Annotated in this window: 20 protein-coding genes and 1 pseudogene; 4 read left to right on the forward strand and 17 right to left on the reverse strand. The window is 39.8% G+C overall.

What is annotated here, in order from left to right; genetic code table 11:
- Positions 1-234: 234 nt before the first annotated feature.
- From ADF68_RS00190 to ADF68_RS11045, 3 genes are all read left to right on the forward strand, one after another.
- A complete protein-coding gene (locus ADF68_RS00190) occupies positions 235-1,626 on the forward strand; it encodes a Rep family protein (RefSeq protein ID WP_049548129.1) in 1,392 nt (463 codons plus the stop codon).
- Positions 1,627-1,674: 48 nt separating this feature from the next.
- Positions 1,675-1,938, forward strand: a complete 264-nt coding sequence (locus ADF68_RS00195; protein ID WP_020900056.1) for a helix-turn-helix domain-containing protein — start codon at positions 1,675-1,677, stop codon at positions 1,936-1,938.
- 66 nt (positions 1,939-2,004) lie between these two features.
- Complete coding sequence (locus ADF68_RS11045; RefSeq protein WP_049548130.1) at positions 2,005-3,222, forward strand: site-specific integrase; 1,218 nt, start codon at positions 2,005-2,007, stop codon at positions 3,220-3,222.
- A gap of 106 nt (positions 3,223-3,328) precedes the next feature.
- On the opposite strand, the gene rpsI is transcribed toward ADF68_RS11045, so the two are convergent.
- The 7 genes from rpsI to pbp2b all read right to left on the reverse strand — a co-directional run bounded on the left by rpsI (position 3,329) and on the right by pbp2b (position 10,495).
- On the reverse strand, positions 3,329-3,721 hold the full coding sequence (gene rpsI, locus ADF68_RS00205; protein WP_000075973.1) for a 30S ribosomal protein S9: 393 nt from the start codon (positions 3,719-3,721) through the stop codon (positions 3,329-3,331).
- 18 nt (positions 3,722-3,739) lie between these two features.
- Entirely contained in the window at positions 3,740-4,186 is a 447-nt protein-coding gene (rplM, locus tag ADF68_RS00210; protein WP_001044622.1) for a 50S ribosomal protein L13, read from the reverse strand.
- A 159-nt stretch (positions 4,187-4,345) separates the two neighbouring features.
- Positions 4,346-5,053, reverse strand: a complete 708-nt coding sequence (locus ADF68_RS00215) for a TIGR02206 family membrane protein (protein ID WP_049548131.1) — start codon at positions 5,051-5,053, stop codon at positions 4,346-4,348.
- Positions 5,054-5,199: 146 nt separating this feature from the next.
- Positions 5,200-6,570, reverse strand: a complete 1,371-nt coding sequence (locus ADF68_RS00220; RefSeq protein ID WP_049548132.1) for a UDP-N-acetylmuramoyl-tripeptide--D-alanyl-D-alanine ligase — start codon at positions 6,568-6,570, stop codon at positions 5,200-5,202.
- A 53-nt stretch (positions 6,571-6,623) separates the two neighbouring features.
- Positions 6,624-7,667 (reverse strand): D-alanine--D-alanine ligase, encoded by a 1,044-nt coding sequence (locus ADF68_RS00225; protein ID WP_049548133.1) that lies wholly within the window; start codon positions 7,665-7,667, stop codon positions 6,624-6,626.
- 175 nt (positions 7,668-7,842) lie between these two features.
- Positions 7,843-8,439: a recombination mediator RecR gene (recR, locus tag ADF68_RS00230; RefSeq protein WP_049548134.1), complete on the reverse strand. Its 597-nt coding sequence runs from the start codon at positions 8,437-8,439 to the stop codon at positions 7,843-7,845.
- Between the two features lie 10 nt (positions 8,440-8,449).
- Positions 8,450-10,495 carry a penicillin-binding protein PBP2B gene (gene pbp2b / locus ADF68_RS00235; RefSeq protein WP_049548135.1) on the reverse strand — a complete coding sequence of 682 codons (2,046 nt, stop codon included), beginning with the start codon at positions 10,493-10,495 and terminating at the stop codon, positions 8,450-8,452.
- A 189-nt stretch (positions 10,496-10,684) separates the two neighbouring features.
- Here pbp2b and ADF68_RS00240 point away from each other — a divergent pair, with 189 nt between their 5' ends.
- Positions 10,685-11,530: a MurR/RpiR family transcriptional regulator gene (locus ADF68_RS00240; RefSeq protein ID WP_049548136.1), complete on the forward strand. Its 846-nt coding sequence runs from the start codon at positions 10,685-10,687 to the stop codon at positions 11,528-11,530.
- A gap of 540 nt (positions 11,531-12,070) precedes the next feature.
- On the opposite strand, the gene ADF68_RS11665 is transcribed toward ADF68_RS00240, so the two are convergent.
- The 10 genes and pseudogenes from ADF68_RS11665 to ADF68_RS00285 form a co-directional block, all read right to left on the reverse strand.
- Entirely contained in the window at positions 12,071-12,538 is a 468-nt protein-coding gene (locus ADF68_RS11665) for an SIALI-17 repeat-containing surface protein (protein WP_414716168.1), read from the reverse strand.
- 54 nt (positions 12,539-12,592) lie between these two features.
- Positions 12,593-18,709 (reverse strand): annotated as a pseudogene (locus tag ADF68_RS00245) (alpha-L-fucosidase); the annotation flags it as partial.
- A gap of 317 nt (positions 18,710-19,026) precedes the next feature.
- The gene (locus tag ADF68_RS00250; protein ID WP_049548137.1) at positions 19,027-19,911 is read right to left on the reverse strand and encodes an ROK family protein; all 885 of its coding nucleotides are present in this window, start codon (positions 19,909-19,911) and stop codon (positions 19,027-19,029) included.
- A 15-nt stretch (positions 19,912-19,926) separates the two neighbouring features.
- The gene (locus tag ADF68_RS00255) at positions 19,927-20,844 is read right to left on the reverse strand and encodes a dihydrodipicolinate synthase family protein (RefSeq protein WP_049548138.1); all 918 of its coding nucleotides are present in this window, start codon (positions 20,842-20,844) and stop codon (positions 19,927-19,929) included.
- Between the two features lie 166 nt (positions 20,845-21,010).
- Positions 21,011-21,661: a YesL family protein gene (locus tag ADF68_RS00260; RefSeq protein ID WP_049548139.1), complete on the reverse strand. Its 651-nt coding sequence runs from the start codon at positions 21,659-21,661 to the stop codon at positions 21,011-21,013.
- A 20-nt stretch (positions 21,662-21,681) separates the two neighbouring features.
- Entirely contained in the window at positions 21,682-22,134 is a 453-nt protein-coding gene (locus ADF68_RS00265; RefSeq protein WP_049548140.1) for a YhcH/YjgK/YiaL family protein, read from the reverse strand.
- A 200-nt stretch (positions 22,135-22,334) separates the two neighbouring features.
- A complete protein-coding gene (locus ADF68_RS00270; RefSeq protein WP_045613500.1) occupies positions 22,335-23,174 on the reverse strand; it encodes a carbohydrate ABC transporter permease in 840 nt (279 codons plus the stop codon).
- Between the two features lie 16 nt (positions 23,175-23,190).
- A complete protein-coding gene (locus tag ADF68_RS00275; RefSeq protein WP_053092415.1) occupies positions 23,191-24,057 on the reverse strand; it encodes a carbohydrate ABC transporter permease in 867 nt (288 codons plus the stop codon).
- 235 nt (positions 24,058-24,292) lie between these two features.
- Entirely contained in the window at positions 24,293-25,618 is a 1,326-nt protein-coding gene (locus tag ADF68_RS00280; protein WP_049548141.1) for an ABC transporter substrate-binding protein, read from the reverse strand.
- Positions 25,619-25,735: 117 nt separating this feature from the next.
- On the reverse strand, positions 25,736-26,434 hold the full coding sequence (locus ADF68_RS00285) for an N-acetylmannosamine-6-phosphate 2-epimerase (protein WP_049548142.1): 699 nt from the start codon (positions 26,432-26,434) through the stop codon (positions 25,736-25,738).
- Positions 26,435-26,656: the final 222 nt, after the last annotated feature.

Consider the following 26,656-nt stretch of genomic DNA (forward strand, 5'->3'; position numbering starts at 1 on the left):
GATGCCGAAGGCAAGGAGTGAAGCGAAGAAAAATACTACCCGTCCCTTGTTAGCTGGCAAGCGTTCTCGGATCGATGATTTATCATCGGGCAGGAGAGGCTGGGGTTTGGGGCAACGCCCCAAGAGTTACTACAATTTAATTTTTAATTATTCTACGCACGTGTTAGACTGGGCTTGTCGATAGTCTAACACTGAAATAATTAAAAAAATAATTAGAATTGAGGTTTAATTATTATGAAAAATACAAAAAAGGAAGCCCTTTTAACATCAGTGCTATTAACGCAACAATTCTCAAATGGCTTCTGGGATAATGACTGGAATAAAGAACTACTTGAATCAGCGGATATTGAAAAAATTCTTGAGGAAATTGTCAGAAGAGTTAGTGAAGTGACAACAGTTACTGAAGCATATGCAATTAATCATGATAAAGACACATCTGTAAAATTCGACAAAAAACTTCAAGAAACAACTACTAAACTTGCCGAACCACATATACATGCTTTGCTCAAGTTTAAGAAAGGTGCAACACTATCTACTTTAGCAGAAAAAATCGGATTAGAAGAACAGCATCTCGAAAAATCAAAGTCTGGAAGATATGGCTACGATAACTTGTTGGCTTACTTAATTCATGCAAAAGATAAAGATAAATATCAATATAGCCCTGATGAAGTAGTTACTCTAGCAGGTAAAGACTACTTAGAAGTATATCATCAAAGGAAAGAGAGCTGGCTTAAAGGAAAAGCCAAAAAAGAAGTAAACCAAACCTACGAAGATATTGACTTGCTTATCGATAACATTCTAAACGAGTATATCACCAAAAATGAAATACTTCTTGAACAGAAATATCGCACACTGTATGCAGTCCACAAAGCTAGGATAAACGATACCATTCGTACCGTTGGGGAAATCAAAGGAACTCGTACTAAATATGAGTTAGATAACGGAGAATTTAAAAAAACTATTCTCTTCATTCATGGGAGTACTGGTCTTGGAAAGTCAACCTTTGCAAAGGACTTATCCAAAGCTATCATTCAGTTGGCAAAACAAAATGGTCAAAACTGGCAATCAGTAGTGACTGCTGCCACAAACATCTTTGACGAGGTGAACGGAGAAGAGATTCTTTTTCTTGACGACGTTCGAGGAGATAGTTTAACCGCTTCAGATTGGCTAAAACTATTAGATCCCTTCAATATAAGCCCAATTTCTGCACGCTACCAAAATAAGATGGGAGCAGCAAAAGTTATCATTATCACCAGTTCGAAATACCCACTAGATTTCTTTTACAACACAAAAGGGAACGATAGAGAAGACCTATCACAGTATGTTAGAAGAATTGAGTGTCTGGCTACAATAAGAGGAAATGATAAAAATCCTAAGTTTTATGTATCATATCCTCAACGAATGGAAGAACCTGTAAAAACTATCTTAGAAAATGAGCAGGAAGTTTCCTTATCTTATGACTTTGCAAATGATTCGTTACTTAATAGTAGACAGGATTTATTATCAACATTGCTTTCTAAAATAGCGATTAATAATCAGTGGGATATCTTAGAATTAGGCAAATCAAAAACCCCATCCGAAACTTTGGCGAGCGAGGACGAGGTTGCAGATAATCAAGAAGAGTAAATAGGGTATCTCTTGATACCTCTATTATACCATACATTGGAGGAACAGATGCAAGTAATTCTACCAGATGAACAAGTTCAACAAATTCAGCTCCTACTTGCTGAACTTATCAAGAAAGAAATTGAAAATAGATTGAACAATAGTAACCTTGAAAGTCCGTTTTTAAACAAACAACAGGCTTGCCACTACTTGGGTATCTCAAACAATACTCTCGACAGTTGGATTAAACGAGGACTGCCTGCAATAAAAATAGGTAAGACTATACGATTTAATAAAGAAGCCATTAATTCATGGCTTTACTCACAAAACTAGAAATATCTATATTTTTGTTTTATAATAGTCATGATATTTTCTGGTTCGATATACAAGGAGAATATCATGACTATCAGTAAGACAAAAAACGGAACCTATCGCTTAAAAGTCTATATCCCAATTGAAGCACGAATGCCACTTGGTATTGTCAATAGCAACTATTACGATAAGAGATTCAAAACAAGAAAGGAGGCAAGGCAAGCTGAGATAGACTTGCTTACTAAGTTAAATCAAATAGAAGATAATGAGTTTACAGGACTAGCAAAAGGAGATATTCTTTTCTCAGACTTCTATAACAATATCTGGTGGGACTCTTATAAAGCAGGACAAACTACATCTACTTCTAAGCCACCAAGCAGGTCAACAGTTGCAAATACCAAAACCTGTTTTGAAAAACATATCCTACCACTTCTTGGAAACTATACGATACAGTTTTTAAACCAAAATAAGCAAGTTATCCTAAATCTAATGACATCTAAGGCTAATGAATATGCGAACTTCAAATCTTTACGTAGTTATGTAATTTCCATTTTTGACTGGGCAGAAGAACTTGAGTATATAGAAGCTAATAAAGTTGCAAAAATATTAAGAAGAATAAAAGCTACTAAAAAGATTCAACTTGCAGAGTCAAAGAGAGAGGAAGATTTATATCTAACTCATGAACAACTCCAAGAATGGTTCTCAGCATTTCAAGAAGATTTAGATAATGATAAAATAACTCTGAAAGATTATGTTTTATTTTATCTCACTTTTTTCTTAGGTGATAGAAAATCTGAAACCTATGCTCTTCAATGGAAACATATCGACTTTTCAAAATCACAGATTCAGCTAATTCAAGCTTTAGATAGATATGGACAAGTAAAATCTACTAAGGGAAATAAGAAAACTATTTTCTCTATTTCTAATGACTTACTTCAGCTCCTTACCTCTTGGAAAGAACAACAAAAATATGAACTGGCAAAGTTTGGCATCATCAGTAATCCAGAACAATTTGTTTTTACATATATCGACACAAAAGGAAACATAAATAAGCCTTTACATGCTGACTATCTAAACAACAAAATGAAAAGTATTAGAAAGCGACATAAAGAGCTGACACACGCTACACCTCATAAACTACGACATACAGGAGCAACACTTGCTAAACAAGCAGGAATGAGCTTAGAAGCCATTTCTGAAGCACTAACGCATAGCGATACAGGCACAACTCAAATTTATGTCAACACCTCTAATGTAGTTCCTATGGCAGTTGGGGAATTTGCTTTAAAGTCTCTAAAACAATAAGGTAAAAATAAGGTGAACTTTGAGGTAAACTTTTTAAAAAAACACGAAAAAAGCACCCATAAGGTAAACTTTTGAGTGCTTTGAAACGTTGATATAATCGTATTGATTAACGTTTTGAGAATTGTGATGCTTTACGAGCTTTCTTAAGACCTGGTTTCTTACGCTCAACTTTACGTGAGTCACGTGTAAGAAGTCCTGCGCGTTTCAATGAATCGCGGAAGTCTGGGTCTACTTGAAGAAGGGCACGAGCGATACCGTGACGGATAGCTCCTGATTGACCAGCGTATCCACCACCTACAACGTTAACGAAAACGTCGTATGAACCTACAGTTGAAGTAACTGCGAATGGTTGGTTGATGACAAGACGAAGGTCAGCGTGTGGGATGTACTCTTCAACATCTTTTTTGTTAACAGTGATTTTACCAGTTCCTGGAACAAGGCGAACGCGTGCAACAGCGTTTTTACGACGTCCAGTACCTGCATATTGTGCTTGTGACATACTTTATTGTTCCTTTCCTTAGATAAGTCCTGAAATATCAAGAACTTCTGGTTGTTGTGCAGCGTGAGTGTGCTCAGCTCCAACGAATACTTTCAATTTCATACCTTGAGCGCGGCCAAGAGTATTGTGTGGAAGCATACCTTTAACTGATTTCTCGATCAAACGTACTGCATTTTTAGAACGAAGTTCACCAGCAGAGATTGATTTCAATCCACCTGGGTGGTTTGAGTGAGTGTAGTAGATCTTATCAGATGCTTTTTTACCAGTCAATTTAACTTTTTCAGCATTGATAACGATTACGAAGTCACCTGTATCAGTGTGTGGTGTGAATGTTGGTTTGTTTTTTCCGCGAAGTACGCTAGCAACAACTGCTGAAAGGCGTCCAAGAGGTACATCAGTTGCGTCAACAACGTACCATTTGCGTTCTACTTGGCCTGGTTTAGCCATGAATGTAGTTTTGTTCATGATTTCTCCTATATGAATATCGTTTTTGTTTACAGGGCGGATGTTCCGGTCCGCGGGGTATTTGAAAGGTTCCGGGGCCTTACAAATGGGGTAAACAATACCGTCTACTATTGTATCAAAATTCTCAGATAAAAGTCAAGAGATTGGAAAAATATTTTTTTATTTCTGCCAGATTCTCAACCTTTTTTCTGCCTGCTCCTGAAGGACTGTCTGAAAAATTTTAGAGACTAAGTAAATAGCGCAAGTCAAGAATAGCGTTACCACTAGATAATTGATCAGACGACCGTGGTCTCCAACCAATGGGGGTCTTGTCAAAAATCCATAATCTCCACCTGTTACTAAATTAACTACGAAAATCAAGGCATTGAGCGAAGACGTGATAATTAGGATTCGTTTGAAATCCAGTAAACTAGCATCGTAGTCCTTCAGGAGATAAATCAAGGAATTTCCAAGAAGGGCTAAGTGTCCGAAAATAAAGGACAAAATGGCAATGTGGGGGAAGGGATAGGGATCTGGCACTGGATAAATAAAAGCTGCCAAAGTTCCAAAGGTTCCCAATACAGCAAAATACTGCTTGACTCTAGAGACACCCGGAGTCAAAAGTACTACAAACATAGCCAAACGGCAATGATAAAAAGGAAGACTTTCTGTTAAAGGCATCTGATTAACCAAATACCATCCGTAGAGCAGGATTAGCTGTACCGCCTGTAAAATCTTGAAAAATCGTTGACAGACTTTTTTCTCACCATAACGGTAGGCAAGAAATACAGTCAATGCTAATAAAGTAAATAGACTTCCATACCAAAGAAGGTCAAATTGGGGTGGCTCCGTCGGCTGCGTACTAAATAAAGCATCCCAAAAATTCATGTAACTTTCCTCATTTTCATATAAGCCAAGCTCTTACTTAACTCTATAGAGCCTAGCTTACATTTATTTCTTATATTTTTGTGTTCCAAAGAAGCTAAGCCTTCAAGACAAATTTACTCTTGAAAAATTTTTCTTATCGAAGAACATTAGTCTTCTTCTTGCAAACTTTCTACTAAATTGGCTAGATTCATAGAGTTAGAACCTTTAAGCAAGATTTGGTCATGTGCTCCAAGATTTTCCTTGACCTGCTTGACCATAGCTTCAAACTGATCTTCTTCAGCAGTTTTCTTGAAGTAATAAACATGGCCGATTGGGAAACATTGACTGGCTAATTGAGCCAAGTCAGCGATGTCTTCGCCATAGAAAATAACGGTATCAAGGACATCGGGTGTAATGCTCAAAATCATCTGATTGTGGAGTTGAACAGACTGGTCTCCAAGTTCTTTCATATCCGCCAGAACTGCGAGTTTCTTGCCACCTTCATTAGCGGGGATAGCTGAAAAAGTTTCTAAAATCAACTTCATAGCTGTTGGATTGGCATTGTAGACATCTGATAAGATATCTGCTCCATTGGCAGCTTTTTTCCACTCGGTCCGATTACGGGTCAACTCTAGATTTTGGAAGGCTTGACCAATCTGCTCCTCCGTCACTCCTTCTTGCAGGGCAACGTAAGAAGCTATCATAGCATTGGTCGCATTGTACTTACCAGTTACTGGCAAATCAATAGCTTGCTCCAAGAAATTAGTCTTGAAGGTTAAGCTATCCTTACGCTCGATCAAGTCTGTAATTTCGAGTTCTGCACCTGGACCAAAGCGAACCACTTTTTGCTCAGTAGGTAGATAATCATCTACAATAGGATCAGCTGACGCTAAAAGCAAGCCCCCTTTCTCCATACCATCAGCGATTTGCAATTTCCCTTTGGCAATCTCTGAACGGTCCTTAAAGAAGGCCAAATGAGCTTCCCCAACTAAGGTCACAATAGCTGTCTTTGGATGAGCCAGTTCAGATAAAAGATGGATATCTCCTAAATGATCCTGCCCCATTTCCAAGACTAACTTTTCAGTATCATCTGGCATATGGAGAACTGTATAAGGTAGTCCAATCTCGTTATTGTAGTTCCCTTGTGTTTTGTAGGTTTTGTAGCTTGTAGAAAGTAAATGGGCTAACATATCCTTGGTAGTGGTCTTTCCATTTGAACCTGTAACAGCAAGGACATCTACACCTGTCTTTTGAAGATAATAAGCCGCAAGTGCTTGAAAGGCTGCTAAAACATCCTCTACTAAGATGTAGGGATGCCCTTCGACTTCCTTCTCTGATAGAGTTACAGCAGCGCCGTTTTCAAAAGCTGTCTCGACAAAGTCATGTCCATCACGCGCCCCCTTTAGTGGCACAAATAGATCACCGGCTCCAATAAAACGACTATCAAACTCTGCCTTGACTAGTGGACTATCTGGATAGACTGATACGTCATTTTTAGCACCAACAAGACGCGCAACTTCGTGAATCGTAAGTTTCATATTTACTCCTTTAAAAAGGGGCAAGAAGTCTCTTCCCGCCCTTATGCCTGTCTTTACAATAGGTGCGCTTCACGCTTGTCAAAACTTTCCTTAGCAAGATCAACCAAACGCTCGATTAGTTCTGGATAAGAAATTCCCATATTGTCCCAAAGCAAGGGATACATAGACCATTGAGTGAAGCCTGGCATGGTATTTAACTCATTTAGGAAAACTTCTCCCTTATCTGTATAGAAGAAGTCGCAACGCGACAAACCAAGTCCACCGATAGCACGGAAGGCAGTTTCGGCATTCTTGCGCATAATCGATATCACATCATTGCTAATCTTAGCTGGGATATCCATAGTAATTTTGTTATCGATATATTTGGCATCATAGTCATAGAAGGCTACGTCTTTGACAACTTCACCAGGAAGCGTGCTCTTGACATCATAGTTTCCTAAAAGTCCAACCTCGATTTCACGGGCATTTACCCCTTGTTCTACCAAGACACGACTATCGTACTTGAAGGCAAGCTCTAGAGCTTGATGGAGTTCCTCTTTATTTTCAGACTTAGAAATCCCAACACTAGAGCCCATATTGGATGGTTTGGTAAAGACTGGATAAGTTAATTTTTCTTCTACTTCTGCAATCTTAGAAGCCAAATTATCCCCTTCAACGATAGCTACGTAAGGAACTTGGGCAATCCCAGCAGACTCCAAGACACGCTTGGTAGTAATCTTATCCATAGCAAGACTTGAAGACAAGATGTTGCAACCAACATAAGGCATTTTCAAGACTTCTAAGAAACCTTGAACGGAACCATCTTCTCCCATAGGTCCATGAAGAACTGGAAAGACTACTGCTCCTTCTTCGTAGATAGCACTTGGAGTAATTTTCTTGTTCCAGTCAATGCTATCGTTAGTCATGAGACGATCATCCTGACTTGGAGTTTGGGTAAATTCTTGTGTTTTGATAAAGTCTCCAGACTGGCTAATGAAGAAAGTTTTTACCATGAAGCGATCATAGTTAACCGCACGCATGACACTCTCAGCTGACAAGACAGACACTTCACGTTCTGCACTGCGTCCACCATATAATAGAATAATTGTTTGTTTCATATGATTGTCCTATTTCTACTAGAATACTCGCCTTTTAGTATATCACATTTGTCTATTTTTTTAAACTTGAATAGCACAAAACAAGAAAAGAGATTGGAAGAAAAATGGTCCAGTCTCTATGTTCTTAAATATTTTATACCTGCTAGCTAAGTATTTAGCGATTTAACCTCATAGACTAAAGCTCTGTACGATTTTCAATGGCCCTTAGGAGTGTTACTTCGTCCGCATACTCGATATCAGCTCCCACTGCTAGACCTCGTGCTAGACGAGTAACCTTAATCCCTGCAGGCTTAAGCAAACGAGAGAGATACATGGAGGTCGCTTCACCATCAGCAGTTGCATTGGTGGCTACGATGACCTCTGAAACCTCGCTATCCATGAGACGAGTCATGAGACTTTTAAGATTGATATCGTCAGGGCTAATGCCATTCATTGGTGAAATGAGGCCGTGCAAGACATGGTATAGTCCATGGTATTCTTGGATATTTTCCATAGCCGCTACATCTCGGCTATCCTCTAATACTAGGATAGTTGTCTGGTCACGACTAGGATCCGTACAGATAGAACATGGATCATCATCCGTTAAACGTCCGCAAATCGAACAATAGGTCAATTCTCGCTTAGCTGAAAGGAGATTTTTAGCAAATTCGTTGACGTCATCATCCGGCATTCCAATAGTATAAAAGGCTAGACGGGTTGCTGTCTTGATCCCAATACCCGGAAGTTTAGAATAACTGTCAATCAACTTAGCAATAGGTGTTGGATAAAGCATGGCTTCCTTTCTAATTCATTGGATGGTGTTGGTTGTATAGATTGATAATGTCGCGAGCAATTGCTGGCCCAACATTTTTGGTTAAATTGGTATTATGAGGAAAGACTACTGCAACTGCAATTTGAGGATTTTCTGTTGGAGCATAGGCCACGGCATTGGTATTATTAGCTTCTTTTTGACCACCAGCTACATAGCTTTCAGCTGTACCGGTTTTACCACTGATAGAAACAGTGGCACCATCTGAAAACGCCCGTCCTGTCGTTAGGGGACTAGTTCCATGCGATACTTGGTAAAATCCTTGGTGCAAGATTGCCATATCTGATTCAGAAATATTGACCTTGTTGATTTCCTTGGTATTTATTGCTTGGATTAATTCCCCAAGGCCACCCTTATCATTGTTGTCGTATATTCCCTCGACAATATGTGGAGCTAGACGAACACCATTGTTAGCAATAGTTGCAACGTACTGGGCTAATTGCATCGGTGTGTAGTTATCAAACTGGCCAAAAGCATTAGTTAAATAATTAGCCAAGTCAAATTTTTGGGGGATAAATCCTGTTGATTCCTCGGGCAAGTCAATACCTGTAGAAGCACCCAAACCATACTCACTAAAAGTCGCGCGTAGTTTTCCCATGGCAGACTCAAGTTGGTTGGTTTTGACTGTCATATTTGGTTGATAGGTCTGACCCATCATTCCTAGCGCAGTTTGAACCATGTAGGCATTAGATGAATATTCTAGAGCCTCAACGGCTGTAACCGGAAAGGAACCGTAATAAGGGGTATACCAGGAATTGATAGGGGCAGAACCTTGGAAGACGATTGGTTGGTCTGTCAAGGTTTGGTTGCCTGACAAGACTCCATTTTCCCAACCAGAACTGATGGTTGCCGCCTTAACGACAGACCCTGGTACAAAAACATTGGTCACTGTTCCTAGTGAGTCTGGTGTCAAGTCTCCTGTTTCTAGATTGTGTTTAATTCCTGACATTGCCAATACAGCACCTGTCTTAGGATTAAGGGCTACTGCATAAACACCTTCTGAGTATTTAGCACCACCATTTGTAAGTTCAGAATTAAAATAACTCTTCAAAAGGCTGTCTACGCTATCTTGGAAGGACAAATCAATGGTTAATTTGATGTTTTTCCCCTTGCTACCTTCTTCGATATTTTCTACGCTCTCCATGTCTCCGTGCTTATCCAAATGGATTTCCTTGACGGTCCGTTTCCCTTGCAAGACCTCTTCGTATTGCTTTTCAAGATAGGAAGTCCCGACTCGGTCATTGAGCGAATAGCCTTTTTTCAAATAAGTGTCTACTTCTTCTGCTGGAAGACCGGATTTTTCACTAGAAACAGTTCCGACAATAGATGAAAGAGACGTCTCTAAGATCTTTCGATCCCATGAGGTAGAGATAGAAATACCTGGCAATTCCTTAGACGCAGAAGCAATCACAGCTACCTGTGTATCGCTCAAAGGATCGGTTTGAATATTCCCAGTCGCAAAATTACCAACTGCATTGAGCTGGTTAAAAAGGTAGATAACCTTCTTTTCATCCTCTGAATAGTTCAGTTGATCAGAAGTGATACTCTCAGCAGCATTGTTATAAAGTTGAGCTTCGGACAGCTGATTGCCATCAGAATCAAAACGTTTATCCTTAGGAAGAGCCTCTACCGTTTTTTTATAGACAGCTGGGTCCGCTAGATAATAGTCAGCCATTTGACGTTCTGTCAAATCTGGTGAGGCAACTGTTACATACGTTAAGAGTTTAGTGGAAATATCCCTTAAATCAGTAGCTGTCATCTTATTGCTTCGTGTGAAAGCCACTACTTGTTTGACGGTATTTTCTACCAAGGGTTTTCCAGCCGCGTCATAGATTTCTCCTCGAGCAGAGCCCGTTGTTACCCTAGTTTGGCTAGCAGATGCTAGCTTAGTTTCATAAAAATCCTTGTTCAAAACTTGCATATAGAGCAAGCGACCAATGATAGTCATGAAAAGCAAAATAACGATTGCAAACAACAAATTAAGCCGAGTTGGTATCGAATGGCTATTAAATTTTCTCATACAAAGCAGTCTCATTTCTAATCAAAATCTTACTCTTCATTGTACCATAATTTAAAGAGAAAATTATGGAAAAAGAAAAGACTTTTCCTTTTTATCCAAAAAACAAAGCAACTGTGGTATAATTAAAGTAAGCGCTATTTTATAGATTTCATTGATAAAAATTTTAACAAATAACTACAAGGGAGTCCCATGAACAAGCAAGACATCTCTACGATTATTGATCTTCACTTTGAAGAAATGACCGATTTAGAGCAAGAGATTGCCCGCTATTTTTTGCAGGCAGATACCATTCATGATGACTTGTCTTCTCAACAGGTCACTCAAAAACTTCATATTTCTCAGGCCGCTCTCACTCGTTTTGCCAAAAAATGTGGCTTTACGGGTTATCGAGAGTTCATATTCAAATACCTACAACAAATTGACAACCTTTCAGTCCCACAGCAGGATATGAACCCCTTGACTCAAAGAGTCTTGAGAAGTTATACAAATATCCGAGAGATGTCTCAAGAGTTGATTGATGATGACCAACTAGAGCGCATCGCTCATATGATTGATCAATCAGAACGCGTCTATTTTTTCGGAACAGGCAGTTCTGGCCTCGTTGCCCGTGAAATGAAATTACGTTTCATGAGACTAGGAGTTGTCTGTGAGGCTTTGACAGATCCAGATGGTTTCGCCTGGACAACCAGTATCATCGATGAAAAATGTTTGGTCTTTGGCTTTTCCCTTTCAGGAACAACTACATCCATCATTGATAGTCTACTTGACGCTCAAGATATGGGGGCTAAAACCATTCTCTTTACGAGTATGCCTAGCAAGGAAACCCAGGTCTTTACGGAAACTGTATTGGTAGCCAGTCAGAGTCAGGCTTCTTACATCCAGAGAATCTCTGCCCAACTTCCGATGTTGATTTTAATTGACTTACTCTATGCCTACTTCTTAGAAATTGACCGCGAAAGCAAAGAAAAAATCTTTAACAGTTATTGGGAAAATAAAAAACTAAATGGCTATCGTAGAAATAGAAGGTCTAGATAAGCCTTCATCCCTATCAAGTGAATAATCATATGAGTAACCAGCGATTAAAGTCGCTGGTTTTTATACTCTTCGAAAATCTCTTCAAACCACGTCAGCTTTATCTGCAACCTCAAAGCTATGCTTTGAGCAACCTGAGGCTAGCTTCCTAGTTTACTCTTTGATTTTCATTGAGTATAGTAGATTGAATATCGAATAGTACACTGTTGCTTCTAAAACATGAATAAAAATCGATCTGATTTCCCTAGTCAATTTGTTCAGATTTGATTTCATTACACTATATTAGTTTGCTCAAGTCCTATAACTGATGACTTATGCACATAGAACTCTACACCTGATTCTTGATATAAAAAAGCGAACAAGACTGAATTCTGACTCTCAGAAAACTCGTTTTGCTCGCTTTTTATAATTGAGATTAGCTTCTTGGTCCAATCTCTAAATGTTAGATAGATGTTATAGCAGTTTATCTAAACAATGCTACTATCGCGATAAGTTCTAACAAAATCTAAACTTCCTCAAAAGTACTTTCGAGTCCTAAAGATTTTATTCTTCGACTTTTTTCTTTCCCATTGCAGCCAGTCCAAGAATCGCTCCAACAGCACCTAAGGTTGCCAGTGTAGCCGTTTCTTTAGTTCCTGTCTCTGGGAGACTATGTTGACGATTTGCAGGCGCTTGATAGATATTGTCGTGTGAGCTTGCAGGAGCTACCAGAGTCTGTTCATCTTTGTATTCTGGGAGTTCATGGACAGCTGCCTCTGCTCCATTGACACCACCTGTGAACTCTGGGGCTTCTCCACGAATAGCTGCTTCTGCACCATTTACGCCACCAGTAAACTCTGGTACCTCGTTGATAGCCGCTTCTGCGCCATTTACGCCACCTGTGAACTCTGGATCTTCTCCACGAACAGCTGCTTCTGCGCCATTTACGCCACCAATAAACTCTGGTACCTCGTTGATAGCCGCTTCTGCGCCATTGACATTACCAGTAAACTCTGGATCTTCTCCACGAATAGCTGCTTCTGCGCCATTTACGCCACCAGTAAACTCTGGATCTTCTCCACGAACAGCTGCTTCTGCGCCATTGACACCACCTGTGAACTCTGGTACTTCATGAATCGCTGGATCTGTTTTACCTATTTCAACTTTCTTAGTTCCGACTAGTACAATCTCATCTTGTGGTTCTTCAACAACTTCGCGAAGTTTTTCAGTACGGCTTCCATCCAATGCTACTTCGGTGATGATACGTTCTTTACCTTCACGACCTACTTGAGACACGCTAGTTTTACCTTCTGGAAGAGTTGGATCTTCTTGCTTCACTGTCTTGAAGCCTCTTGGTTCTTCAACTACCTCAAGACTTGGTTGACTAAAGCTCAATTCTTTAACATCTTCAGCTGGCTCAGATGTTCCTTCATAAGTACCAACTTCGATGACACGATCTTGAGCTTCTTCACGTTCAACCTTAACTGTCTTACGTGTATCTCCATCTACTTCTACATAAGTCGTTACTTGACCTGCTTTACCATCTGAAACAACTTGTTCCTTACCTTTAGCTAGGAAGGCATTCTCACGACGAACAGTATTAAAGGCAATTGGTTCTGTGGTTACTTCAAGACTTGGTTGCGTTTGAACTAAGACCTTATCTCCTTCAGTTGGAACTGTTGAATGTTTCACTTCCTCTTTCGGAGCAGCTTGAAGTTGATTGATAGAAGCTAGGGCAGCTTGTAAAGCTTTATCTACTGCATCTTGAGTCTTAGCTTCTTCGATAGCAACAAGAGCTTGCTCTGCCAACTCAACCAGTTTCTTCTTAGCTTCCTTATCGCTACCTAGTTCAGTAGTCTTTCTTCGGATTGCCTCAGCTAAACTTGACATTGCCTTTTCGTAGTCAATCGTTGGCTCTTCTGGTTTGCTTGGTTCTTCTGGTTTTGGATCCTCTTTTGGAGTTGCTTGAAGTTGATTGATAGCAGAGATACCAGTTGCCAAAGCCTTATCTACTGCATCCTGAGTCTTAGCTTCCTGGATAGCAGTGAGGGCTTGCTCTCCAAGTTCAACCAGTTTTTCCTGTGCAGCTACATCATCTACAAGTTCAGCAGCTTTTTTCTCGACTGCTGCGGCTAATTCTGCAATCGCCTTATGGCGGTCAACTTTAGACTCTTCTGGTTTGCTTGGTTCTTCTGGTTTTGGTTCCTCTTTCGGAGTCGCTTGAAGTTGATTAATACCAGCTAGAGCATTTTCCAAAGCCTTATCTACTGCATCCTGAGTCTTAGCTTCCTGGATAGCAGTAAGAGCTTGTTCGGCCAACTCAACTAATTTCTTCTTAGCTTCTTTATCGTCACCAAGTTCTTTAGTCTTTCTTTCAATTGCTTCTGCCAGACTTGCCATAGCCTTGTCGTAGTTTGGCTCCTCTGGCTGGTCTGGTGTCGGTGTGTCATCTGAACCGTAGTTGTCTTCCTTATCAAGGATAGCTTGTAAGGTTGTAGCTGTCAGCATCAACTCTTGCGCATCGACAGTGCTTGCTGAAAGTTGTTCTGATAATTTGTCCAAGTTTGACTTGAAGGCTTGACGCGCCTCTGGAGTGTTTTTCAAGGCTGTTTGGTCAAATTTAGCCAATTCATCCTTCCAGTTCTTCATAGCTTGAACTAATTCTTCTTTGGAATAAAGAGCGCTATCTTCACCACGAGTGATGAACTGGTCAACTTGGATACCAATATTTCTAGAGGTATCATTTCGTTTTGGATCCAATTGCAAGGTTACAGCATGCCAACCTTCTTCTAGCCCAGTCAAACGAACGAGAGTCTGATCGCCTTGACGTGTAGCTGCTGTACCACTGAAGTACTTCTTGCCATTGACATCAGTGGCATTTCCTTGACCATCTTGATACTCAAGTTCTTTACCATCCAGAGTTACCTTGTAGATACCATGTCCAGGATCAACAAAACCTTTGATTTCAAGACCTGTTCCGTAGAAGTAAGCTGTTACGCTAGCATTTTTCTTTTGCTCTTCAGTCAAACGACCAAATGATGCCCAAGACTCAGTGTTTTGGTATTTGCCAGAAGAATTGGTTTCATGATGCCAACCTAGGCTATAGTCAAGTTGACTGGCCTGATCATCGTGACTTACTTGATCTTTTTGAAGCAATTCAGCCTTCATTACTCGAACAGTTGCTTCAGTTGCAAATCCAAGCAAGGCATCGTCTGAAGCGCTAGTCATTTTCACTTTAAAGTCAAAGATTGAATCAGCTTGTTCAGTAAAGTCAATTGTCGGAATTGTCAAAGTCTTTTCTGTTTCACCATCTTGGAAGGTCAAATCAGCCGTTGTATCTTTATAAACCTTACCGTGAACCCCTGTTCCTGGCTCAGTCACGACATGAACTGTCGCAACTCCCTTGCTACCACCAACACGTTTGATGGTTACAGTAACTGGTTGGCCTTTTTGAACTTCATAGGTTGTTTCTTTCAACTCAAACATACCTTTACCAGCATTATTGAGCGTGTAGATCCCTTCAGTTGCAATAGCTTTGCCAGTTTTGTTGACGAGTTTGATGGTGTGTTCACCTGGAGCCAAGTCATCTGTTTCATAAACCATCTGGCTACGTTTACGAGCCGCATTATTAGTTTGTACGTCTGCAACCTTTTGACCATCCACATAAACTGACATTTCACCGTGGTTTGGATCCACTGTAGATACGACATAAGCCTTAGTTCCATTGAAACGGTAGGTTACGCTAGCATCTTTTTGATTGGTCCACATGGATGTTCCACGGACGCCTTCAGATTCGTCATACCAGGTTGTATTTGCTTTATCAGCTGTTGTATTTGAATGGTAATCCAAGCCTAGAGGATAGCCATCTGTTTTTTCGATACTACTTGGTGTCTTATAAACAGAGAAGTTTGTCAAAATAGGGGTTGCTTGTGAATTCGTGATAGTCACACGAATCTTTTGGGCTTCTACAGGTTGACCTTGGACAAGACGACGATAACCAACAGTCGAACCCTCTCCATATGGAACCCAGCGACCATTGAGCTCAACTTCAACCTTAAATCCTGAGATACGTTGACCTTTAGCGATATCTTCTTTGAGTTCGACTACGTCAAAGCGTCTCTTTTGACCGAGATCGACAGTAAATTCACCTGTCTTGGCATCATTTGACAATGCCCAACTAGTATCATCCTTACCATCGGTTAGGTTGCTTGCTTGGTACAAGTGATTCTTACGAGTAGAGCTTGCAGTAACTGTTGCGCCTTTAGCAAAATCAGTTGCATACATTTGATCCAAGGTTGCTCGGAATTCTTGCAAGCGAGCGACATCTGCTTCTGCGAATTTACCTTCTTTATTAGGTGGAATATTGAGGAGAAGCGGCGTTCCACGACCAACAGACTTGAAGTAGATATCCATCAAATCTTTGATTGATTTTGGCTGTTGATTATCATGGTAGAACCAACCTGAACGGATAGAAACGTCTGCTTCACCGACAGAGTACATATCTCCTTCTGGGTCTCCATGGTTGAGATATTCATTCTTCACATCGTCAGTGATTTTAGCTTTCTTAACCTTATGCCAAACTGGATCTCCAGCGATACCACGTTCATTACCGATCCAACGGACACTTGTCGGTTGTGCAGAGAAGATAGCGATATCTCCTTCAGCTTCCTTGATGTACTTGAACCATTCGTCAAAGGTGTAGGTTACTTTTTGAGCTCCACTACCACGCGCACCGTCCATCCAGACTTCGATGAATTTACCATTGTTTCCGTATTTAGGATTTCCAAGGATTTCCTTAAGTTGATTGAGATAGTATTCGTTATACTCTTTTTCAGTTGAAACATGATATTTAGGGTTATTAGCATCCCATGGTGATAGGTAAACACCCATATTCATGTCGTACTTAGTCGCTGATTTAGAGATTTCTTCGAGAAGGTCACCCTTACCATCTTTCCATGGACTTGCAGCCACCGTATGGTCTGTGTATTTAGATGGATAAATCACAAAACCGTCGTGGTGTTTGACAACCATGATTGTTCGTTTGAACCCAGCATCCTTCAAAGTCTTAATCCACTGGTCTGTGTCAAGATTTGTTGGATTAAAGTACTCAGGATTTTCTCTACCATTTCCCCACTCAGAGTTGGTGTAGGTATTCATTCCATAGTGGATGAAGGCAGCCAATTCTTCCTTGTGGTAGTCCAACTGAGCCTTGCTTGGAAGTGGTCCATAATTTCCAATTTCTGTTTCTTCGTCTTTTGGATCCACTACTGGAGTTGCAGGAGTTACTGGTTTTGGATCTTCAATTTTTTCGTATTCAAAAATAACTTGGTTCACTCCTTTATGTTGAATTGTTGCTTCTTGGCTTGCGTTGACTGCACGGTAGCCTGTGATTTCTTTAGCTTGGAATGTGTGAACAAAGGAAACTTCATATTCTTTACCATCGTTATTATCCACAGTTGCAGTTGCCAATTCTTGGTCGGTACCTTTCAAACGGTAACGAAGGTCGAAGGAACCTTTATTGACTTTATAAACAACCTTAATAACGCGAGTTCCTGCAGGAGCCTTGCTCACAACGCTATAATCATCTCCCCAAGCATCTTTCAGTTGCTTGTTGACAGCTTTTCCGTCAATTGAGACAATCTCATATTTGTCTTTATTCTTCTTGTAGAAGTCAGTCTTCTCAATTTCTGTTTTATAGTCATAGTCAAATTGAGCTCCAACTTCTGTCTTTTCAACAAAAGTATCGTTTTCTTTGACTGGATTATCTTTCTGGTCTACGTGTTCGATAACAACTCGTCCATATTAAACACCTTCAAGAAGAGTTGCTACACCACTTTTATCGAAAGAATATTTGTTTTCACCGATAACAGCTGTCTTATTTCTGAGCATTTCTCCCTCTGGAGTAAAGTAATAACGATTGCCGTTATCGCCTTGATACCAGCCTTTAACACCGTATTTATCAATGATTTCTTTGACCCATGCCAATTGTTCTGGTGAGAGGACAACCCCTCCTCCAAAGCGATCTTTTTCAGCAATGTTCGCATTATCAACAGTACCACGTTGGTGGATCCCAATGACCTTACCATCACCGTTAATAATTCCACCACCAGAAAGACCTGAAACAGAAGTCAAACGATAGGTAACACCTACAGCTCCATTTTCATCGTACTTTTCAGTATCTCTAACGACACCGTCTGCCTTATACAATTGACCAGGAACAATTGGTTCCTTCAATTCTGGAGAAGTTGAATCTGTCGGATAGCCAATTGTGCTCACTGGTTCTCCAGCTTTGTATTCCCGATGCTCTGCTAGAGGAGTAAAGGTAGCCGCCTTATTTGGACTTGCAATTGAAAGTGGAACTGGAGCTACAACCAAGGCTAAGTCATTCTTATAGCCTTCACCGAATTTTTCTGTATTCCAGAAATGAATATCCTTTTCCTTGAACAAAATAGTGTTCCCTGAAGTTGGTAAAGAATTATTCTTAGCAGTATTTGAACCTACATTGTAATAGAACTTAGCAGTGTCACCGCCTAAGATATTACCAGCATTGGTTTCGGCATCCTTCTTCAAGAAATTGTGAGCCACTGTCAACATGATGTTTGGAGCCACAAAGATACCAGAGCCAGAATTGAGGTAACGCTGAGTTCCACCACCTGCTAGAGGTGAACTGAAAATTGTATAAACCATAGCTGCTGATGTAGCCGGTTGACCTTCATAATTGATATGCTTAAGGTCTTGTCCGCCATTGATAATGGCTCTATTTTCTTTTTCGCCTTCAGATGGAGCTACTTCTGTAGGTTTCAAGATGCTCTTAGTCTCTACTTGTGGACTTTCTTTCTCTGAAACAATGGCTGAAGTGTCCAGTTTTTTCACTGGTGTATCAGGATAAGCACGGTCAGGAATTTCTTCAGGGAGTGAATCGCCAGCCACTTCAGCAGTTTTCCCTTCCTCTGCCACTTTCTCGACAGCAGGTTCTGTTTTTTCAGTTACTTCTCCCTTAACTGCTTCTTCTTTTTCATGATCTACATCTACCACTTCTTTTGCTTGACTATCTACTTCAAGTTTTGGTTCTGTCACAAGTTCACTAGCCGCAACATTACCAGATGCAAAAAAAGCAAGACCGACTGCTACAGAAGCAACACCAACAGTCAGTTTACAAATACTAAATATTCTACCTTTTTCCAAAAATATTGTTTCATCCAATACTCCTAATCTTCTAGAGCAGTCAGCTACTGCCCGAGCCCAGCTTTAGCTGGCGACATTTTTTGTTTGATTCCCTAGCCTAAAACTCTGCTCCTAAGCTATTTATTTTTTGATAAGTCCTTTTGTAGAAATCGCTTACATTTTTAAAAAATAAAATAATGCTTCCATTAGCAAGAATTTTTCTAGAGTTTTCGCATTATTATAAATATACTATGTTATATTAAAAAATGCAAGGGTTTTCAAAGTTTTAACTAGATTTTTACTAAATGATTATTTTACTATTTATGACTAAAAAATCCTAAATTGGCAAGGCCAACTTAGGATTGTTTTGTTTTGAAGTGATAGTATGCACCAAGCATACCTGCAGTATTTTGATGATGCGCAAATTCTAATCTTGTTTTTTCCGCTAGACTTGGAACAAGCGCATTTTTTAGAGCTTTACGAATTTTTGGTTTCAAAATCGCTTCCTGCACCATAATACCACCACCTAGTATAACAACCTCGGGATTGGCAACATAACAAATGTTAGCAAGACCTTTCCCAAGATAGTCTACCATACGGTCAATTCCCTCCATACAGAGTTTATTGCCTTCTGTAGCTTCTTTGAAAATTCTACGACCATTCCAATGAGCCACTTCCTCATCATGAGCCTTGGCTACATACTCAACCAAGGCAGTTGTAGAAGCTAGATCTTGGAAGTCTCCATCTTGCATGTGCATGTAGCCAACTTCACAGGCAGAATTACTAAAGCCATGGAAAACTTGGCCATCAATGATTAAGCAACCACCGATACCTGTTCCAATTGTCAAGCAAAGAGTAATACTTGCGTCCTTTCCAGATCCTGATACAGCTTCCGCAAGACCTGCGCAGTTGACATCATTTTCAATTTCACAAGGAATTCCAAAACTTTCTTCAATTTCCTTTTTAAATTGAGTACCGGCATAATTTGGAATCTGTGGACCTGCATAGAAAATCTCACCCTTATCAGGGTCAACCATTCCCGCAGAGGAAATGGCGACACCTGACACTGGACCTTTTTCTAGATAGCTAGCTACGATATCTTTTGTTTTTTGTAAAATGTGGGGACCACCCTTATGAGCCTCAGTTGCTACTTCGTGAGACTCTACAAGTTGTCCATCTTGGTCAATCAAACCGTATTTGATATTAGTTCCACCAATATCAATTGCAACATAATTAGCCATAAAGCCTCCTGTTGATTAGAGGAAACGCTCCTTAGTTTCACGAATTAATGCCGCAGCTGCTTCAACAACTGGACGATCTTCTTCTGTAACTGGAGTCAATGGTGAACGAACAGATCCGATGTTAAGTCCTTCATTAATTTTCAAGACTTCTTTGATGACACAGTACATATTACCATGTGCTGCAGTCAATTTACCGATGATAGCGTTGATAGCGTATTGCAATTCACGCGCTGTTTCTAGGTCTTTATCCGCAATCAATTGGTTAAGTTTCAAGAAGAGTTCTGGCATAGCACCATAAGTACCACCGATACCAGCTTTTGCTCCCATGAGACGTCCGCCTAGGAATTGTTCGTCTGGACCATTAAAGACGATATGATCATCACCACCAAGACTAACAAAAGTTTGGATGTCTTGAACTGGCATTGAAGAATTTTTAACACCAATGACACGTGGGTTTTTCAACATCTCTGTGTAGAGACTTGGAGTCAAAGCAACACCTGCCAATTGAGGAATGTTGTAGATGACATAGTCTGTGTTTGGAGCTGCAGCGCTGATGTCGTTCCAGTATTTAGCAACTGAGTACTCAGGCAAACGGAAGTAAATTGGTGGGATTGTTGCGATAGCATCTACTCCCAAACTTTCTGCATGACGAGCCAGTTCAATACTATCTTTGGTATTGTTGCAAGCCACATGAGCAATGATGGTCAATTTACCTTTAGCAACTGCCATGACTTCTTCCAAGATCAATTTGCGGTCTTCTACGCTTTGGTAGATACACTCACCTGAAGAACCATTGACATAAAGTCCTTGAACACCTTTATCAATAAAGTATTGTACCAAGGCACGAGTACGTTCTGGGCTAACTTCACCCGCATCATCATAACATGCGTAGAAGGCAGGAATGACACCTTCATATTTTTTTAAATCTGACATAGATTTCTCCTAAGATTTTTTTATTTTCTGCTCTGGGCAGATTACTTCTTTACTGTTTAAGTATACACCTTGCAAAAAACGCTTTCAATACATTCTGATCACTTAGATTCTAATTTCTAGTTATTATTTGAATATTTTCTCAATTGAAAGTAGTTTCATCTCACTTTCATTCTGATTGGTATTTGGCAAATAATTTTTCAATCAATCCTGTTTGCCAAAAGGCAAGGAGGCCAAAGCCAAATAGTAGAAAGGCAGAGCCACCCAGTACAAGAGTAAAGCCTGATAGATAGAGAAGCATCATGATTAATAAAATAATCGCAAGCATCAAGAAGAACCACACGAAGTTAAAGCTAACTAAGAGCAAGCCCTTTTGGAGTACTTCTTTCCAAGTCAAGTCATAGCGTGCTGCAATTGGATAGCTAGCCAACATAACCAGAGTTAAAAATATTAGAATTCCTAAGCAAATGGCTTTAATGAGCTGGAAGCCTAGGCCTGTTTGCCCCCAGAATAGAGACAAGTCAACTACACTAATTAGAAAAATTCCTAGTTCCAACAAACCTAACTGGAGGCCTAATTTCAAATTTTGCTTAAAGGCTCTCATATACGTTTTAAAAACAGGAACACGACGACTACTCTTAACTTCGAAGATTGTCTGATAGAGACTAATTTTTGCTACTCCGATTGTCACAATAGGCAAACAAGACACAACAAAAAGTAGGTTGACCGTCACGATATCTAACACTTTCTCACAAAATCGCATAAGAAAGTTATCCGTATCGAATGCTGCTTTTATCAATCCAGATCCTTTATGTGCCATTGTTTGCTCCTCCTAACTGACTAATCGATTAAAATTTTAAATAAGTATTTGCGAACTTTATCTTCCATACCTGCATAACCATTAGGTTGATGAGGTTCACCTGGGAAGAAGATTGCAAAATTGTGATAACCCAACAAAAGTGGGTAGTGTTCGTGACAATGGACAAAGCCAATATCACTGGCTTCATCAAAGGCTACAGCCTCGTCTTTTACACGAGAACCGTAACTAGAATACTCATGTCCTTCAACTAACAAATGCAAATCTGCATAGTTTTTATGATGCTCAAAGCGATCATTTTCATCTTGGTTGAGAACATTTTCCTGTACAACTAGAAAGACTTTATCCCCATCAATCTCGTATTTGCCTAATTCAAAGCTATCCTTACGATGCTCATAGAGATAATCAATAGCCTTATCTAGATTAGGATGAATTCCCTTGTAAAAGCTAATGTTTTTTAAATCATCAAAAATCATAGTAATTTCCTTTACCTGATTGTTACCTTCAGACATACGATGTCTAGCCAGTAAGTTTATAAGTGTCTAACAAAACTTCATGAAGTAAGCAACTCCTCTCCATTTTGTAGACACTTATATATCCTGTATTCTCTTAGTCTATCAACTATACTGCTGCATACTGATAAACAGATTCTACTATATTCAATTTTCGCAGAGGACTATCCTTTGACAGCTCCCATAGTAATCCCTTGAGTAAAGGATTTTTGGAAGACCAGGAAGACTGTTACGATTGGCACAGCTGCAAGGGCAGCCCCTGCCATGATCAAACCATAGTTAGTTGCCATCTCGGCCTGCATAGTCGCAACCCCGAGCGAGATGGTCAAGTTTTGACGTGAAGTCAACATTACCAATTGCATGAAGTAGTCATTCCAAGTATTGATGAAGGTAAAGATTGCAAGAGCTGCAAATCCTGGCTTCACGATAGGGAAGGCTACGCTCCAGAATGTACGAATCTCGCCACATCCATCGATTTTAGCAGATTCGAGCAATTCTGTAGGAATGTTTTCACTGAACTGTTTCATGAGGAAGACCCCGAATGGCCATCCAATCAAAGGCAAGATAACTGCCCAAAGAGTATCATGGATTCCCATGAAGTTGACGATACGTACCAATGGCACAAGGACAACTTGTTTTGGAAGAGCCATGGCAGCGATAAAAATTGCAAAGAGAATGCGTTGACCATAGAAACGTTTCTTAGCCAATACATAACCTGCTAGTGAAGAGGTTGCACAAACCAAGAACATAGTTACCAAGGAAATGAAGACTGAGTTCCACATCCATTGCAAGGCTGGGTTTTGCACCATCAATTGTTGGAAGTTCTCCATAGTTGGAGCTTTAGGGAACCATTGTGGTGGAATCATAATGGTATCCGGTTGTGATTTGAATGCACCTGTCAAAATCCAGTAGAATGGAAAGATGAAGAGTACAGTCAACAAGAGCAAAATGATAGTTGAAATAACAGTGAAGGCTGTTAAAGGTTTCTTTTGTGTAGATTGCATAGCTGTCTCCTTTCTATTAATATTCTACGTCGTTTCCAAGTACTTTAAATTGAACGAAGCTGACGATAGCGATCATAACTGCCAAGAATACACCAATAGTATTGGCATAGCCATACTCAGTCAATTGGAAGGCTTTCTCGTATAGGTAGTACATAAGTGTACTTGTTGAATAGTTTGGACCACCTGAAGTCAAAAGCTGAATCAAAGCAAAACACTGGAATGAGTTGATGGTTGTAATGATTGCGATATAAAGAGTTGTTGGAAGGAGGCTTGGCCATTTAATCTTCCAGAAAACTTGTAACTCAGTAGCTCCGTCGACACGCGCTGCTTCTACAAGTGAGTTATCAATATTACCCATTGCAGCGATGTAGAGAATGATTGGTTGACCAACTGATGTTGTCAAAAGAATAATCATAATCGCCATCAAAGCCCAGTTTTTATCACCCAACCAAGAAATGTTTTGGCTAATGATATGGCTTGACTTAAGTACGAAATTCAAAATACCTGATAGAGGATCATAAATCCATTTCCATACAACCGTTACGGCAACACTACCTGTTACAACAGGAAGGAAGAATACGAAACGATAGAAGGATCTAGCAACTGCATTTTGTTGGTAAGTTTGTGATGCCACAAATAGTGAGAAGAGTACAACGACTGGTACAGATCCGATAACTAAGATTACGGTATTAATCAAAGATTTTGTAAAGACAGGGTCTTTAAACATGCGGATGTAGTTGTCAAGTCCCACAAACTCAAAGCTAGTCATCGAGTAGTTAAAGAAACTAGTGATGAATCCCATGATCATTGGAGCTAGGACAAAGACAGTAAAGAAGATTAATACTGGTGCTAAGAAAGCATACGAAACAATTGTTTCTCTCATGCGAATTTTATTGACTTTCACAGTCGGCACCTCACTTTCAAATAGTTTTTGTTTTTTTATTTGTTATCTGACATTGATGTAAAATCAAAATGAAATTTTTTCCAAGAAAAGCCTATGTAAGAACTTCATTTTAATTTTGACCTGTCAGTTCCTTACATTTTTTAAATAAAACTCCCCCTTTTCGTACACAGATGTGCACAGGGAAAAGGGGGGGATTTTACTTTTTATTTAGGGCTTATTGTTTAGCTGCTTTTTTGATTGTTTCATTCGCTTTTTCAGTGAATGTCTTCAAAGCTGCAGCAGGTTGTTCGTCACCGTTAGACACTGATTGCAACATTGGGAACCATAGAGTTCTCATTTCAGCAAATCCGTCGATTGTGTTGTAGTATGGAGAGTAGTATTGAGTCCAGCCACTGATTGTTTCCATACGTTTGTCATCGTAAAGTTTACCAAATGAAGTACGAACTGGGAATGCGCCTGTACGAACAACGTCTTTAGGACCCCACTCTTTATCATCTGCGATGAATTGGATGAATTTCTTAGCTGCTGCGACTTTCTTTTCGTCTTTGTTATTAAATACTGCAAATCCGTTTACAAGGTATTCAAGAGCTGGTTTACCTGAGTCAGATGGGAATGGTACTTCTACCACTTCAACTTTACTTGCTTCCAAAAGTTTAGCTTGGATACCGTTTTGAGCTGGTGCCCAAAGGATTGTGTATGAAGTTTGACCGTTTGCAAAGTTTTGGATGTCTGCTCCACCGTCAAATTGTGAACCGTTGTTCAACAAACCGTCTTTGATCCAGCCAGCTGCTTTTTCAAGACCTTTGACAAATTTAGGATCGTCAGTTGTATATTTAGTTACTTCTTTATCAGTTACAGAACCGCCGTAAAGGTTAGAGATGAAGGCACGTGTTCCTTGGTCTCCCCCTTGACCAGAACTGAACAATGAACCTGGAGTATATCCTTTATCTTTGAGCGCTTTCAAAACTTTTTCAAAGTCGTCTGTTGTCCAACCTTCTTTAACAAGGTTAGCTACACCAGCGTCTTCCAACATTTTCTTGTTCATAGCCATGTAGAATGGTGCAGAACTGATTGGATACATGTAAGCTTTGTCGCCAGCTTTACTTGCTTGTACGATGTTTTCGTTGTTAACATCTTTAACAAATTCATCTGTAAAGAGGTCATTCAACTCAGCCAATTTACCATTTTTACCGTAATTGATGATACGACCTGGTGCATCGAAAAGTACATCTGGAGCTGTACCAGCTTCGATAGCTGTTGTGATTTTTTCTGGTCCAGATTTGAAGTCGATTGTTTCTAGTTTAACTTTGATATCTGGATTTGCTTTTTCGAAAGCTTCGATGATAGATTTTTCATAAGTTCCAACACCGTCACCAGATTTTTCTTGAGTAAATACTGGGAATGCCCACCAAGTAATTTCTGTTGTTGCTGCATCGCCTGATTTGGCAGCATCTTTGTTAGCGTCTGATTTGCCACAAGCAGCAAGTGATAGAACCGCAGCACCCGCAAGTACTGTACAAGCTAGTTTTCTAAATTTCATTTGTATTCTCCTAAATGATGTTAAGCGTATCCGAATTGGATAAAGAGCAATGTCGACTTTGTATACGTTTTCATTTTTTCCTACTAATCAACCACTCTCCTCGTTTTTTATATGATGTTACTTAAGACCGGCAACAAAGCGTTCCGTAATCTCTTTTGGTCTAGTAATAGCGCCACCTACAACGATGCCTCGCACTCCATAACCTAGGATTTGCTTAGCTTGTTCTGGTGTGTGAATTTTTCCTTCAGCAATGACGTCCACCCCTGCGTCGCAGAGTTTCTTGATGAGTTCAAAATCTGGGCCATCCACTTTTGGACTGTAAGAAGTGTAACCTGATAGAGTTGTACCGACAAAGTCAATTCCTGCCTCTACTGCTGTTAAGCCTTCTTCAAAGGTACTTGTATCCGCCATCAATAATTGATCTGGATATTTTTCCTTCACTTGGCGAATAAATTCTTGAATCTCTAAGCCGTCATAACGTTCACGCTTAGTACAGTCAAGAGCGATAACTTCGATATCAAGCGCAGCTAATTCATCCACTTCCTTCATTGTAGCAGTAATGAATGGTTCTTGTGGTGGATAGTCTCGCTTGATAATCCCGATAATTGGAAGTTTTGTAACTTCCTTGATTTCCTTGATATCTCGGACACTGTTTGCCCGAATACCAACCGCTCCACCTTGCTCTGCTGCTTTGACTAGCAAGGGGATTACTCCTCCCGCTTCTGTGTAGAGCGGTTCATGAGGAAGAGCCTGGCAAGAAACAATGATTCCATCTTTAATCTGTTCAATCAAAGCTTCTTTACTAATTTGTGGCATCCACTTTCCTCCTTTTCTTTTTCTTTGTGCTTATGTGACTATTATAGCTCATTATTAAAACGCTTTCAATATTTTGTACTAGAATAGATTGAAGTTTCAAAACAATTTTATGCAACAATTCATCCTGAAAGTAGTTTCAGATAACATAAATATCCGTATCTATAGTCAATTGAACCTAAAACAGTACATAATGTGGTATAATCTTCTTATGGCATATTCAAT

It is taken from the genome of Streptococcus pseudopneumoniae, from assembly GCF_001068775.1.
Taxonomy (GTDB): Bacteria; Bacillota; Bacilli; order Lactobacillales; family Streptococcaceae; genus Streptococcus; species Streptococcus pseudopneumoniae_N.

What these genes read in the sequence shown, in the direction of transcription:
- ADF68_RS11045 (WP_049548130.1), top strand. Translation starts at nt 2,005, where the DNA reads ATGACTATCAGTAAGACAAAAAACGGAACCTATCGCTTAAAAGTCTAT.
- ADF68_RS00260 (WP_049548139.1), bottom strand. Translation starts at nt 21,661, where the DNA reads ATGGCACATAAAGGATCTGGATTGATAAAAGCAGCATTCGATACGGAT.
- rpsI (WP_000075973.1), bottom strand. Translation starts at nt 3,721, where the DNA reads ATGTCACAAGCACAATATGCAGGTACTGGACGTCGTAAAAACGCTGTT.
- ADF68_RS00225 (WP_049548133.1), bottom strand. Translation starts at nt 7,667, where the DNA reads ATGAAACAAACAATTATTCTATTATATGGTGGACGCAGTGCAGAACGT.
- ADF68_RS00280 (WP_049548141.1), bottom strand. Translation starts at nt 25,618, where the DNA reads ATGAAATTTAGAAAACTAGCTTGTACAGTACTTGCGGGTGCTGCGGTT.
- ADF68_RS00275 (WP_053092415.1), bottom strand. Translation starts at nt 24,057, where the DNA reads ATGAGAGAAACAATTGTTTCGTATGCTTTCTTAGCACCAGTATTAATC.
- ADF68_RS00265 (WP_049548140.1), bottom strand. Translation starts at nt 22,134, where the DNA reads ATGATTTTTGATGATTTAAAAAACATTAGCTTTTACAAGGGAATTCAT.
- recR (WP_049548134.1), bottom strand. Translation starts at nt 8,439, where the DNA reads ATGCTTTATCCAACACCTATTGCTAAGTTGATTGACAGTTATTCTAAA.
- ADF68_RS00250 (WP_049548137.1), bottom strand. Translation starts at nt 19,911, where the DNA reads ATGGCTAATTATGTTGCAATTGATATTGGTGGAACTAATATCAAATAC.
- ADF68_RS00240 (WP_049548136.1), top strand. Translation starts at nt 10,685, where the DNA reads ATGAACAAGCAAGACATCTCTACGATTATTGATCTTCACTTTGAAGAA.
- ADF68_RS00195 (WP_020900056.1), top strand. Translation starts at nt 1,675, where the DNA reads ATGCAAGTAATTCTACCAGATGAACAAGTTCAACAAATTCAGCTCCTA.
- ADF68_RS00270 (WP_045613500.1), bottom strand. Translation starts at nt 23,174, where the DNA reads ATGCAATCTACACAAAAGAAACCTTTAACAGCCTTCACTGTTATTTCA.
- pbp2b (WP_049548135.1), bottom strand. Translation starts at nt 10,495, where the DNA reads ATGAGAAAATTTAATAGCCATTCGATACCAACTCGGCTTAATTTGTTG.
- ADF68_RS00255 (WP_049548138.1), bottom strand. Translation starts at nt 20,844, where the DNA reads ATGTCAGATTTAAAAAAATATGAAGGTGTCATTCCTGCCTTCTACGCA.
- ADF68_RS00220 (WP_049548132.1), bottom strand. Translation starts at nt 6,570, where the DNA reads ATGAAACTTACGATTCACGAAGTTGCGCGTCTTGTTGGTGCTAAAAAT.
- ADF68_RS00285 (WP_049548142.1), bottom strand. Translation starts at nt 26,434, where the DNA reads ATGCCACAAATTAGTAAAGAAGCTTTGATTGAACAGATTAAAGATGGA.
- ADF68_RS00190 (WP_049548129.1), top strand. Translation starts at nt 235, where the DNA reads ATGAAAAATACAAAAAAGGAAGCCCTTTTAACATCAGTGCTATTAACG.
- ADF68_RS00215 (WP_049548131.1), bottom strand. Translation starts at nt 5,053, where the DNA reads ATGAATTTTTGGGATGCTTTATTTAGTACGCAGCCGACGGAGCCACCC.
- rplM (WP_001044622.1), bottom strand. Translation starts at nt 4,186, where the DNA reads ATGAACAAAACTACATTCATGGCTAAACCAGGCCAAGTAGAACGCAAA.